The organism is Actinomycetota bacterium, assembly GCA_004297305.1.
Classification (GTDB): domain Bacteria; phylum Actinomycetota; class Actinomycetes; order S36-B12; family FW305-bin1; genus FW305-bin1.
In genome coordinates, this window is sequence record SCTR01000006.1 from 530187 (window position 1) to 542032 (window position 11846).

An 11846-nucleotide genomic window follows, 5' to 3' on the forward strand; every position below is an offset into this window, starting at 1 on the left:
GGGGGAGTACGCCGTCAGCCGATTCGGCCGTCCTGGGCGTCCCCAGGGCGCGCCAGGGGCCATCGGCGAGCTCAGATCACGGTAGGATGTCGACGTTCGAGGCCGCTTCCCGCCCCGCGCTGGTGAGGCGGCCTCCGGCACGCACGGGGGCTGTCCGGCTCGGCTGTCGTCGACGGCACGTCCTGTGCTCGTTCCGATCTTGAGGAGGCGCCTCGCCCGTGTCGTATGACGCCAGCGCGATCACCGTGCTCGAAGGGCTCGACGCGGTGCGCAAGCGCCCCGGCATGTACATCGGCTCGACCGGCGAGCGGGGACTGCACCACCTGGTCTACGAGGTCGTCGACAACGCCGTCGACGAGGCACTGGCCGGCTACTGCGACACGATCACGGTGACGCTGCTGCGCGACGGCGGCGTTCGGGTGGTCGACAACGGCCGGGGGATCCCGGTGGACGAGCATCCGGTCGAGAAGCGGTCCGCGGTCGAAGTCGTGATGACGGTGCTGCACGCCGGTGGCAAGTTCGGCGGCGGCGGCTACTCGGTGTCCGGCGGCCTGCACGGCGTCGGCATCTCGGTGGTCAATGCGCTGTCCTCCCGCGTGGAGACCGAGGTACGCCGCGCCGGCCACGTCTGGCGGCAGACCTACGACCGCGGTGTACCGCGAGCCCCACTCGCGCAGGGGGAGCCGGCGACGACCACCGGGACGACGCAGACCTTCTGGCCGGACGAGACGATCTTCGAGACGACCCATTTCGACACCGAGACGCTGTCACGGCGGTTCCAGGAGATGGCCTTCCTCAACCGCGGCCTCACGATCGTGCTGACCGACGAGCGCGTCGCGGCGGCCGAGGCCGACGCGGACCTCGCTGTCGCGGCGCCGAGCACCGTGGACGACAGCGGTGCGCCGCACACCGTGACCTACCACTACGACGGCGGCATCTCCGACTTCGTGACGTACCTCAACGCCAGCAAGGGTGCGGCCCACCCGAGCGTCATCGCCTTCGGCAGCGAGGACGACGACCGGCGGATCTCGGCCGAGGTCGCGCTGCAGTGGAACAGCGGTTTCGCCGAATCGGTGTACACCTTCGCGAACACCATCAACACGACCGAGGGCGGTACCCACGAAGAGGGCTTCCGGGCCGGACTCACCGGCCTGGTGAACAAGTTCGCCCGCGAGTGGGGGGTGCTCAAGGAGAAGGACACCAACCTCACCGGCGAGGACGTCCGCGAAGGGCTGACCGCGATCGTGTCGGTGAAACTGGCCGAACCCCAGTTCGAGGGTCAGACCAAGACGAAACTCGGCAACACCGAGGCCAAGACCTTCGTCCAGAAGCTGGTCAACGACCAGCTGGGCGCCTGGTTCGAGATGAATCCGGGTGAAGGCCGCGACATTGCGCGCAAGGCTGTTGCTGCCGCCTCCGCTCGGCTGGCAGCCCGGAAGGCTCGCGACCTGGCGCGCGGCCGCAAGGGCCTGCTGGAGTCCGGCGGCCTGCCCGGCAAACTCTCCGACTGTCAGTCCACGAATCCGGCCGAATGCGAGCTCTACATCGTCGAGGGAGACTCGGCCGGCGGGTCGGCCAAGGGCGGCCGCGACTCGCGGTTCCAGGCGATCCTGCCCATCCGCGGCAAGATCCTCAACGTCGAGAAGGCCCGGATCGACCGGGTGCTGCAGAACAACGAGGTGCAAGCGCTGATCACCGCGCTCGGCACCGGTATTCACGACGACTTCGACGTCGCCAAACTCCGCTATCACAAGATCGTCCTGATGGCCGACGCGGACGTCGACGGCCAGCACATCCGGACGCTGTTGCTGACGTTGTTGTTCCGCTTCATGCGGCCGCTGGTCGAAGCCGGCCACGTGTACTTGGCGCAGCCGCCGCTGTACAAGATCAAATGGGCGGGTGGCCGGTCCGTCCCGGTGCAGTACGCCTACTCCGACCGGGAGCGTGACGGTTTCATCGCCGCGGGCCAGCAGGCCGGCCGGAAACTTCCCAAGGAGGACGGCATCCAGCGCTTCAAGGGGCTGGGGGAGATGCCGGCGAAGGAACTGTGGGACACCACGATGGATCCCGATCACCGCGTGCTGCTGCAGGTGACGCTGGACGACGCCGCCCAGGCCGACGAGATGTTCAGCGTCCTCATGGGTGAGGACGTCGAAAGCCGCCGATCGTTCATCCAGCGCAACGCACGCGACGTGCGTTTCCTCGACATCTGACCGCACCCGATCGGTGGGCGCCCCGAGGCGCAACGCCGTACGACGGAAGGACTTCCGTGCCCGACGATATCGAGACCAGCATCGCGGCGGGGACCGGCGAGGGCGGCCGGGTCGAACCGGTCGACCTGCAGGTCGAGATGCAGCGCTCCTACATGGACTACGCGATGAGTGTCATCGTGGGCCGGGCGCTGCCTGACGTCCGCGACGGGCTGAAGCCGGTGCACCGCCGGGTGCTGTACGCGATGTACGACGGCGGCTACCGGCCCGATCGCGGCTACTCCAAGTGTTCCCGGGTCGTCGGCGACGTGATGGGGCAGTACCACCCGCACGGCGACAGCGCGATCTACGACGCTCTGGTGCGGCTCGCCCAGACCTGGTCGCTGCGCTACCCGCTGGTGGACGGCAACGGCAACTTCGGTTCTCCGGGGAACGATCCGGCCGCGGCCATGCGGTACACCGAGTGCCGGCTGGCACCGCTGGCGATGGAGATGATGCGCGACATCGACCAGGAGACGGTCGATTTCTCGCCGAACTACGACGGCCGGGCACAGGAACCCCAGGTGCTGCCCAGTCGCTTCCCCAACCTGCTGGTCAACGGCAGTTCCGGTATCGCGGTCGGGATGGCGACGAACATCCCGCCGCACAACCTGCGCGAGGTTGCCGCCGGCGTGCAGTGGTACCTGGAGAACCCCACTGCCTCGCCGTCAGAACTCCTCGAAGCCCTGCTGGAACGCATCAGCGGCCCGGATTTCCCCACCCGCGGCCTGATCGTCGGCCGTCGCGGCATCGAGGACGCCTACCGGACCGGCCGCGGCTCGATCACGATGCGCGCCGTCGTCGAGGTCGAGGAGATCAACAACCGGACCTGCCTGGTGGTCACCGAACTGCCGTACCAGGTCAACCCCGACAATCTCGCCCTGAAGATCGCCGATCTGGTCAAGGACGGGCGGATCGCCGGTATCGCCGACGTCCGCGACGAGGGCAACGAACGGCTGGGCCAGCGGCTGGTCATCGTGCTGAAGCGGGACGCCGTCGCCAAAGTCGTCCTGAACAATCTCTACAAGCACACCCAGCTGCAGGACACGTTCGGGGCCAACATGTTGGCCCTGGTCGACGGTGTCCCGCGCACGCTCACGCTGGACGCCTTCGTCCGTCACTGGGTGAGCCACCAGATCGACGTCATCGTGCGGCGCACCCGGTTCCGGCTGCGGAAGGCTCAGGAACGCGCGCACATCCTGCGCGGCTACCTCAAGGCGCTGGACGCGCTGGACGCCGTGATCGCGTTGATCCGGGCCAGTGCCACCGTGGAGGACGCGCGGGCCGGTCTTGTGTCGCTGCTGGACATCGACGACCTGCAGGCCACGGCGATCCTGGACATGCAGCTGCGCCGGCTGGCCGCCCTCGAGCGGCAGAAGATCATCGACGAGTTCACCGAACTCACCGCGCTCATCGCCGACCTCGAGGACATCCTCGGCAGTGAGCTGCGGCAGCGCGCGATCGTCGGCGAGGAACTGGCCGAACTGGTCGACCGGTACGGCGACGAGCGCGCCACCCGGATCGTGCCCTGGGACGGCGAGGTGACCAACGAGGACCTCATCGCCGAAGAGGACGTCGTCGTCACCTTGACGCGGACCGGTTATGCCAAGCGCACTCGCACCGATCTCTACCGGGCGCAACGTCGCGGCGGGAAGGGGGTGCGAGGCGCGGCCCTGCGCGAGGACGACGTCGTCGAGCACTTCTTCGTCACCACGACCCATCACTGGCTGCTGTTCTTCACCAACGCCGGGCGGGTCTACCGGGCGAAGGCGTACGAGCTTCCCGACGCCGGACGTGACGCCCGCGGGCAGCACGTGGCCAACCTGCTGGCATTCGGTGCCGGAGAACAGGTCGCGCAGGTCCTGGACCTGCGCGACTATCAGCAGGCGCCGTACCTGGTGCTCGCGACGCGGCACGGCGCGGTGAAGAAGACCCGGCTCGAGGAGTTCGACAGCAACCGCAGCGGCGGCATCATCGCGATCAATCTGCGCGACGGCGACGAGTTGATCTCCGCGCAGCTGGTGAACGACACTGACGACCTGTTGCTGGTGTCCCGCAAGGGAATGTCGGCCCGCTTCACCGCGGACGATACCCAGTTGCGCCCGATGGGCCGGGCGACCAGCGGGGTCACCGGGATGCGGTTCCGCGGCGAGGATTCGCTGCTGTCCATGGAGGTGGTCCGGCCGGACGCGTTCGTGGTGACGGTGACCGACGGGGGCTTCGCGAAGCGGACGCCGGTGGCGGAGTGGACGGCCAAGGGCCGCGGCATCCTCGGGGTGCGCGCGATGAGGCTCGTGGCCGATCGCGGGTCCCTGGTCGGGGCGCGGGTCTGTGACGCCGAGGACGAGTTGTACGCGATCGCGTCGAACGGAGTGGTGATCCGGACTCGGGTGGCCGAGGTCCGGGCGACGTCGCGGGACACGATGGGCGTCTCGCTGATGGACCTGGGACCAGCCGAGTCGATCGTCGCGGTCGCCCGGGCCGCCGAACGCGAGGACGACCTCGACGACACCGACCTCGACGACTCGGCAGCAGACGACGTGTCCGCGGACGACGCGGCCCCCGACGACGCTGTCCCGGACGTCGCGACCACGGACGACGCTGCCCCCGAGAACGTTGTCCCGGACGACGCGGCCACGGCCGGCGACGCGCCGAGTGGCGGTGCGGGCGCCTCGGCGGGTCGTACGGGCGATGATGGGGGATAGCCCTGTCGCCGCGTGCCCGGCTTACGCCGGGCACCGGCAGGGCACGACCCATCGTTGACCGGACGAGGCACGGCCGGACGAGGCAAGGGGAGGAGGCAGGCGTATGTCGGATACGCGTACCTCCGGACCCACGCCCCCTGGCCGTGCCGGCGAGCCGGACGACGCCGAGCCGGCCCGCTCGGACGCCGCCCGCCCGTCCACTCCGGTGGGCGCCGGTACGCCGCCTGACCGTGCGGTCGGCCGGCCGGGTCCGGCGCCGCGGCCGGCCGCCTCGCCGGCAGCTGTCCGTAACCCCGCGACCCCGCGGCCGGGGTCCGTTCCGCCGGTGAACCCGACTCCGGGGCCGGCAGTCGCCGCGCCACCTGCGTCCACGCCCCAGCCGGCGGCCGCAGCACCAGCGACCTCACAGCCGGCGCCCCCGCAGCAGGCCTCTCCACAGCGGGCCCGACCACAGTCGGCCCCGGCGCGACCGTCGGCCGCGGCGCAGTCGGCCCGGGCACAGCCGGTGCCGCGGCAGTCGCCGCCCGGCCAGCCAGCCCCGCCGTCCGGTCAGCCAGCCCCGCCGTCCGGTCAGCCGGCCCAGCCAGCGCCGTACCCGGGAGTCGCCGGTTCGGCTCCCGCGGTGGCGGTGCGGGCAGCGCCTCGCGCCCCCGGTGCCCGGCGGGCGCGGCTCTACATCACCCGAATCGACCCGTGGACGGTCATGAAGGTGGCCTTCATGACCGCGCTGGCCGTCGCGATCGTGCTGTTGATCGCCACGGCGGTGCTCTGGTGGGTGCTGGACGTCACCGGCGTCTTCCGGTCGATCACGCAGTCCGTCAACGACGTCGTCGGGTCGGGTTCGGTCAGTTTCGACATCGCCGGTGCCCTGTCGTTCGACCGGGTCATGGGGATCTCGTTGGTCATGGCCGCGATGGAGGTCGTGCTCGTCGCGGCGCTCGCGACCCTGTTCGCCTTCCTCTACAACCTCAGCGTCGGTATCACCGGCGGCCTGGAGGTCACGCTCTCCGAGGAGTCGTAGGCGGTCCGGTACCCTTGCCCGGCACTCCGGGGCCTATAGCTCAGACGGTTAGAGCGCTTCCCTGATAAGGAAGAGGTCAGTGGTTCAAGTCCACTTAGGCCCACGAACCGGTCGATCGACGCCAGACTGACCGCGGGACGCCGTCGCCACGACGGCTGTCGTCCTCCATGGGCAAGGGAAGGAATGAGCGACGTGAAGAAGCTCCTGCTCCTGCTGATCCTCGCTGGTGTCGGCTTCCTGGTGTACAAGGTCGTCACGCGCTCCAAGGCCGAGCAGGACCTGTGGACCGAGGCGACCACGGAGCCCGACCTGCGCTGAAACGCCCTGGCCTGCTGACGCGGCCCGGTCGGCCGCAGCCTGATCGTCGGCGGCCCAGCTGTCCGCAGCCCGGTGGTCCGCAACCCGTCGTCCGCGGCCTGGCTGCACGGGGTACCGCGCGCTGGGCTCCCAGCAGCACCAGCTGATCCCGGGTCGGTGACGGCCCGGGATCCCACCGTGCCCGGGGGCGTAGCTCAACTGGCAGAGCACCGCCTTTGCAAGGCGGGGGTTAGGGGTTCGAGTCCCCTCGCCTCCACCCCGGGCCGGGGTCCGTGACAGGATCCCGGTCGTGGCTGACTCCCTTTTCGCGACCCTGCACACCAACCGCGGCGACATCCGGCTGCAGCTGTTCCCCGATCACGCGCCCAAGACGGTGCGCAACTTCGTCGGCCTGGCCGAGGGCACCCAGGAATGGACCCACCCGGCGACGAAGGAGACCACGACGGCGCCGCTGTACGACGGGGTGATCTTCCACCGCGTCATCGCGGGGTTCATGATCCAGGGCGGCGACCCACTGGGCCAGGGCTTCGGCGGCCCCGGCTACACCTTCGGCGACGAGTTCCACCCCGAACTCGTCTTCGACCGGCCGTACCTGCTGGCGATGGCCAACGCCGGCCCGGGGACCAACGGTTCGCAGTTCTTCATCACCGTGGGACCGACGCCGCATCTGAACCGGCGGCACACCATCTTCGGCGAGGTCGCCGACGCGCCCAGCCGTGAGGTCGTCGACGCCATCGCAAACACGGCGACCGGGCGCAACGACCGTCCGACGGAGGACGTCGTGATCGGGTCGGTCACCGTCGAGCGAGTCGCCGGCTGACCGGCCCGACCCGGCCGGCTGCGCGGCAGTGGTGAGCGAACCGCGGTACGGCGCCAACCCGGCCGACGGGCCGGCTCCGGAGTGCTACCGCCATCCTGGCCGGCCGACCTGGATCCGGTGCGCCCGCTGTGAGCGGCCGATCTGCCCGGACTGCATGACCCAGGCCGCCGTCGGCTGGCACTGCCCGGAGTGCGTCCGTGCCGCCGCGGCGACGGTGCGTGCCCCGCAGGGGCGGTTCGGTGGCCGGCTGGCCACCGGGACGCCGGTCACGCTCCTGCTGATCGCGGCCAACGTCGTGATCTTCGTCCTCACCCTGGTGGGCGGGCAGGCGGCGGCCAACGACGCCGCGGGCCTGCACCCGTACTCGGTGGCGCTGCTGGGCGAGTGGTGGCGGTTGCCGGCGTCGATGTTCCTGCACACCGGATTCCTCCACATCCTGTTCAACATGTACGTGCTGTACCTGTTCGGCCAGCCGCTGGAGCGGCTCTTCGGTTCGCTCCGCTTCGCCGCGCTGTATCTGCTGGCGGGCCTGGGCGGCGCGGTCGCGTCGTACTGGTTCTCCGACCCCCGCACCGTGTCCGTCGGTGCCAGTGGGGCGATCTTCGGACTGATGGGCGCCCTGGCGGTGGTCGGGCGCCGGCTGCAGTACGACATCGGGACGGTGATCGCGGTCATCGCGATCAACCTCGTGCTCGGTTTCATCGTGACCGGGATCGACTGGCGCGCGCACCTGGGCGGCCTCGTCACCGGTGCCGTCGTCGCGGCGGTCCTTGCCTACGCCCCCCGCCGGGGTCGGCTCGTGGTCCAGTGGGCCGGGCTGGCCGCCATCTTGCTCGCGCTGGTCGCGGCCACGGCGCTGCGGACGCAGGACCTGCGCAGCCCGCTCGGGCTGGCCGCCGTACCGCAGCCTGTCCACAGTTCATCCCCAGCTGGGGACGAAATGCCAGCCGTGTCATTCAGCCGAGTCACAGCGGCGTGACTACGCCGTTCGGGTAGGGGCTGGTTCACCCGAACGGGTGAGGGAAGGTGGCGGAGCGCTACTTCCAGCGGGTCGCGGTGACGAACCCGGCGCCGATGAGCACGAATCCGATCACGACGTTCCAGAACGTGAGCGGCCGCATCAAGGCGTTGTCGGGCGCGATGTACCACACGACGATCCAGACCAGCCCGACCACGAACAACGTGACCATCGTCGGCGCGACCCAGCGGCCGGAGCCGACCCGGACCGGCTTGCGGCTGTCGTCGAGGGCAACGGCGGACGCCTTCTTGCGGCGGATGCGCGACTCGGGCATGGGCTCAGGGTAACCACGCGACGGCCCGCCGGAACCCCCGCGGAACTCGGGCGTGGCCGGAGGCGTCGTACGCCGCGGGCCCGTACCGTCGCGTCGATGCCGAGGCCGGCCGGGCGTACGGCGCAGCAGAAGGTGGGACGCAGGCGGTGGTCCGCAGACTGATCCGGGGTACCGGCGAGCTGCTGCTGACCGCCGGGGTGGTCCTGCTGCTGCTGGTCGTCTACCAGCTGTGGTGGACCAACGTGTCGGCCGCTCGGGCCGCGGATGCCGGCCGTGCCGCGTTGGAGCAGACCTGGGCGCAGCAGCCGGCCGGAGCCACGCCGGCGCCCACCGCGGCGGCCAGCAAACCGGCGCTCGGCGACCCGATCGCCCTGCTGTACGTGCCACGGCTGCGCGACAAGGTCTGGGCGGCCCCGGTGCTGCAGGGTGTCGGGCTCGAGCAACTGGCCGAGGGTGTCGGGCACTATCCGAGGTCGGCCATGCCGGGGGAGCTCGGCAACTTCGCGCTGGCGGCGCACCGCGCCACCCACGGGGAACCGTTCCGCGACATCGACCGGCTGCGCGACGGCGATCAGGTCATCGTCGAGACCAAGGACACCTGGTACGTCTACGTGCTGGACAAGGACCGGATCGTGCAGCCCACCGACGTCTGGGTGGTCGACCCGGTGCCCGGCGCGGCCGCCGGCACGACGCCGACCCGCGCGCTGATCACCCTCACCACGTGCAACCCGCGGTGGGCGTCGTACGAGCGCTGGATCTGGTGGGGGACCCTGAGCCAGACCCTGCCGAAGTCGCAGGGCACACCGGCCGCGATCACGGCAGGCTGAGCGGGTGTACGGCTGGTTGTGGCGAGTGCTGCCGGGTTCCTGGCCGCTGAAGGTCGCGCTGCTCGTGCTCGGGTTCGTCGTGGTGGTGCTGGTGCTGTTCAGCTGGGTCTTCCCCTGGCTGGAGCCCCGGTTGCCGTTTACCGATGTGACCGTGGACTCCGCGGGCGTCATGATGCACCGGTGAGCACGCGGATCCTCGTCGTCGACAACTACGACTCGTTCGTGTTCAACCTGGTGCAGTACCTCGGGCAGTTGGCCGCCACGGTCGAGGTACGCCGCAACGACGAGGTCGGTCCCGCCGATGTCGTCGCCGGGGGGTACGACGGCGTCCTGCTGTCACCGGGACCCGGGACCCCCGAGGACGCCGGCGTGTGCATGGAGCTGATCCGGACCCTGGGCGGCACCGTACCGATCCTCGGTGTCTGCCTGGGGCACCAGGCGATCGGCGCGGTGTACGGCGCGACGGTGAACCGCGCCCCGGAGCTGTTGCACGGCAAGACCTCGCAGGTCCATCACGACGGGGCCGGAGTGCTCGCGGGACTGCCGGATCCGTTCACCGCGACCCGCTACCACTCGCTGGCGATCGACCCCGCGACCGTGCCGGCCGTGCTCGAGGTCACCGCCCGCACCGACAGCGGCGTGATCATGGCCGTCCGCCACCGTGAGCTCCCGGTGGAGGGGGTGCAGTTCCACCCGGAGTCGGTTCTCACGCAGGGCGGTCACCGGATGCTGGCGAACTGGCTCGCCAGCTGCGGTGATCCGGACGCGGTGCCGCGCGCGGCGGGCCTCGCCCCGGTCGTCAGTCGCTAGCCGGTCCGGCCGACACGAGCGCGGTCACGGCGACGGTGCCGGCGAGCCGGTTGCCGGCGTACTCGGTGACACCGACGCGGACTGGCTCGGGGACACCGGGGGAGACGACGGCGGCGGCGCCACCGCCACGGTGATCGTCACCGTGGAGCCGCGCTTGGCCTTGCTGCCGCCGCGGGGCGACTGCGCCAGGACGGTGCCGGCCGGCCGGGTGGACGGGCTGGTCTGCGGGGTGGGGACGACGAAACCGGCGTTGGTGAGGTCGGCGATCGCCTGGGCCTGCGTCGAGTTCACGACATCCGGCACCGTGACCTCGCCGGAAGACACCGAGATGTCCACCACCGAGCCCGCCTCGACCTTCTGGTTGGCCGGCACCGACTGCGCGGTGACGAAGCCCTCCGGCTCGTCGCTGTCGACCTCGGACACCTTGCCGAGCACCAGCCCCGCGCCCAGCAGGGCGCCGCGGGCGGCCGCCTGATCCTGCAGCCCCACGAGGTTCGGCACGCTGACCTGTTCCTTGCCGGCGCTGACGGTCACGCTGACCGCTTGGCCGGACTCCAGCTGCTCACCCCGCTGCGGCTGCTGGGCGATGATCCGGTCCTTCAGCTTGTCCGAGACCACCGGGGTCTGCTGGCCGAGGATCAGCCCGACCTGGCGCAGCTGGACCTCGGCCTCGGCTGTGGTGAGGCCGGTCAGGTCCGGCACGGTCACCTTGGCCGCGTTGGAGGCGAACAGCGCGCGGCCCAGCAGCAGGGCGGCAACCGCCACGGCGACCGCGGCCAGCGTGACCGCGACCCAGACCCAGGGCGACCGCGGCGCCGGGGCGGCCGCGGCGCCGCCGCCCGTGGGGTTCACCGGGCCGGCCACGGGGGCCAGCCGGGCGGTCTGGTCGGCGACGATCACCGGGACGCCGGCGGTCACCGGCGTCCCGGCAATCGCCCGTTCGACGTCGGCCCGGAATTCCGCGGCGGTCTGGTAGCGGTCGTCGGCGCTCTTGGACAGCGCCCGCATCACCACCGCGTCGACCGCCGGCGGGATGACCGCGTCGAGCTGCGAGGGAGGCGCTGCCTGCTCGCTGACGTGTTGGTACGCCACGGAAACCGGCGAGTCGCCGGTGAACGGCGGGCGCCCGGTGAGCAACTCGTACAGCAGGCAGCCGGTGGAGTAGAGGTCCGACCGGGCATCGACGACCTCGCCGCGCGCCTGTTCCGGCGACAGGTACTGCGCGGTCCCCATCACCGCCGACGCCTGGGTCATGGTCTGTCCGACGTCGGCCAGCGCCCGGGCGATACCGAAGTCCATCACCTTGACGTCGCCGGCGCGGGTCAGCATGACGTTGGCCGGCTTGATGTCGCGGTGCACGATGCCGTGCCGGTGGGAGTAGTCCAGCGCCGCCAGCACACCGGCGGTCAGTTCCAGTGCGCGTTCGGGCAAGAGCCGTCGCCCGCTGTGCAGCAACTGCCGCAACGTCATTCCGTCGACGTACTCCATGACGATGTACGGCACGGTGACCGCCTGCGGGCCGTCGAGGACGTCCTCGCCAGTGTCGTAGACCGCGACGATGTTCGGGTGGTTCAGCGAGGCCGCCGACTGCGCCTCGCGGCGGAACCGTTGCTGGAAGGCGGGATCCTTCGCGAGGTCCGGGCGCAGGATCTTCACCGCAACCCGCCGGCCGAGCCGGAGGTCCCGACCCTCGTGGACCTCCGCCATACCGCCGCGGCCGATGGTCTCACCGAGCTCGTAGCGGTCGCCGAGCCGCCGTGCCTGGCCGGTGTCGTGGTCGCTCACGCGAACTCCCTCATTGTCA

Annotated in this window: 10 protein-coding genes and 2 tRNA genes; 10 read left to right on the forward strand and 2 right to left on the reverse strand. The window is 70.7% G+C overall.

The features are described from left to right. Nucleotides 1-218 precede the first annotated feature (218 nt). The 7 genes from gyrB to EPO13_05380 all read left to right on the forward strand — a co-directional run bounded on the left by gyrB (nucleotide 219) and on the right by EPO13_05380 (nucleotide 8092). Complete coding sequence (gene gyrB / locus EPO13_05350; GenBank protein ID TAK70362.1) at nucleotides 219-2213, forward strand: DNA topoisomerase (ATP-hydrolyzing) subunit B; 1995 nt, start codon at nucleotides 219-221, stop codon at nucleotides 2211-2213. A 137-nt stretch (nucleotides 2214-2350) separates the two neighbouring features. Further along, complete coding sequence (gyrA, locus tag EPO13_05355) at nucleotides 2351-4954, forward strand: DNA gyrase subunit A (GenBank protein TAK70490.1); 2604 nt, start codon at nucleotides 2351-2353, stop codon at nucleotides 4952-4954. Nucleotides 4955-5057: 103 nt separating this feature from the next. Beyond that, entirely contained in the window at nucleotides 5058-5975 is a 918-nt protein-coding gene (locus EPO13_05360; GenBank protein TAK70363.1) for a hypothetical protein, read from the forward strand. Between the two features lie 29 nt (nucleotides 5976-6004). Beyond that, nucleotides 6005-6081, forward strand: a tRNA-Ile gene (locus EPO13_05365). Between the two features lie 395 nt (nucleotides 6082-6476). Then, nucleotides 6477-6552: transfer RNA gene (locus EPO13_05370), tRNA-Ala, on the forward strand. Nucleotides 6553-6582: 30 nt separating this feature from the next. Continuing rightward, nucleotides 6583-7113 (forward strand): peptidylprolyl isomerase, encoded by a 531-nt coding sequence (locus EPO13_05375; GenBank protein ID TAK70364.1) that lies wholly within the window; start codon nucleotides 6583-6585, stop codon nucleotides 7111-7113. A gap of 154 nt (nucleotides 7114-7267) precedes the next feature. Then, entirely contained in the window at nucleotides 7268-8092 is an 825-nt protein-coding gene (locus EPO13_05380) for a rhomboid family intramembrane serine protease (protein ID TAK70365.1), read from the forward strand. A gap of 58 nt (nucleotides 8093-8150) precedes the next feature. Here the strand turns inward: EPO13_05380 and EPO13_05385 are convergent, their stop codons facing one another. After that, nucleotides 8151-8405: a cell division protein CrgA gene (locus EPO13_05385; GenBank protein TAK70366.1), complete on the reverse strand. Its 255-nt coding sequence runs from the start codon at nucleotides 8403-8405 to the stop codon at nucleotides 8151-8153. 146 nt (nucleotides 8406-8551) lie between these two features. Here EPO13_05385 and EPO13_05390 point away from each other — a divergent pair, with 146 nt between their 5' ends. The 3 genes from EPO13_05390 to EPO13_05400 are packed head-to-tail and all read left to right on the forward strand — an operon-like array spanning nucleotide 8552 to nucleotide 10042. Beyond that, nucleotides 8552-9232, forward strand: a complete 681-nt coding sequence (locus EPO13_05390; GenBank protein TAK70367.1) for a class E sortase — start codon at nucleotides 8552-8554, stop codon at nucleotides 9230-9232. A 4-nt stretch (nucleotides 9233-9236) separates the two neighbouring features. Next, nucleotides 9237-9416, forward strand: a complete 180-nt coding sequence (locus EPO13_05395; protein TAK70368.1) for a hypothetical protein — start codon at nucleotides 9237-9239, stop codon at nucleotides 9414-9416. Next, on the forward strand, nucleotides 9413-10042 hold the full coding sequence (locus tag EPO13_05400) for an aminodeoxychorismate/anthranilate synthase component II (GenBank protein ID TAK70369.1): 630 nt from the start codon (nucleotides 9413-9415) through the stop codon (nucleotides 10040-10042). Before EPO13_05395 ends, EPO13_05400 begins: the two co-directional genes overlap by 4 nt. Nucleotides 10043-10066: 24 nt before the next feature. Here the strand turns inward: EPO13_05400 and pknB are convergent, their stop codons facing one another. Further along, nucleotides 10067-11827 carry a Stk1 family PASTA domain-containing Ser/Thr kinase gene (gene pknB, locus EPO13_05405; GenBank protein ID TAK70370.1) on the reverse strand — a complete coding sequence of 587 codons (1761 nt, stop codon included), beginning with the start codon at nucleotides 11825-11827 and terminating at the stop codon, nucleotides 10067-10069. Nucleotides 11828-11846: the final 19 nt, after the last annotated feature.